The organism is Streptomyces sp. SP18BB07, assembly GCF_036322545.1.
In the GTDB taxonomy this organism is placed as follows: Bacteria; Actinomycetota; Actinomycetes; order Streptomycetales; family Streptomycetaceae; genus Streptomyces; species Streptomyces deccanensis.
In genome coordinates this window covers 1-396 of sequence record NZ_JAQYWT010000371.1, presented here as the reverse complement: position 1 = coordinate 396, position 396 = coordinate 1, and the positions used below count along the sequence as shown (strand labels likewise).

The 396-nt window shown below is 71.0% G+C and carries 2 pseudogenes; one reads left to right on the top strand and one right to left on the bottom strand.

What is annotated here, in order from left to right:
• Positions 1 to 208, bottom strand: a pseudogene (locus tag PUR53_RS47940) (HpcH/HpaI aldolase/citrate lyase family protein); the annotation flags it as partial.
• Between PUR53_RS47940 and PUR53_RS47935 the strand changes: the two are divergent.
• Positions 129 to 396, top strand: a pseudogene (locus PUR53_RS47935) (hypothetical protein); the annotation flags it as partial. The pseudogenes PUR53_RS47940 and PUR53_RS47935 sit on opposite strands and share 80 nt — an antisense overlap.

Below are 396 nucleotides of genomic sequence, written 5' to 3'. Positions count from 1 at the left end.
TGTCGGGCGCCCGGCGCAGCGCGTAGGAGGAGCAGAAGTCGGTGACGCCGAGGCGCAGCGCGAGGACCCGGTCGCGGTACTTGTCGACGGTGTGGGCGATGCCCTGGAGCGCCTCTACGCGCGTCTCCCTGTACATCAGCGAGTCCGAGCGGCACCCGGGACGGTTCGACATCGCGGGCGCGCTCACCTCGACCGCCGGTATGGCCTCGCTGGTCTACGGGTTCATCCGCGCGGCGGAGAACGGCTGGCGCGACGGCCTGACCATCGCCCAGGCGGAGCCGGAACGCATCGCCGGCGCCCGCCAGCAGGTACGCGAACTCCTCCACGACTGGACCTGTGCCGACCAGGTCGACTCCGCCGTGCTCCTCGTCTCCGAGATGCTCACCAACGTCCTCG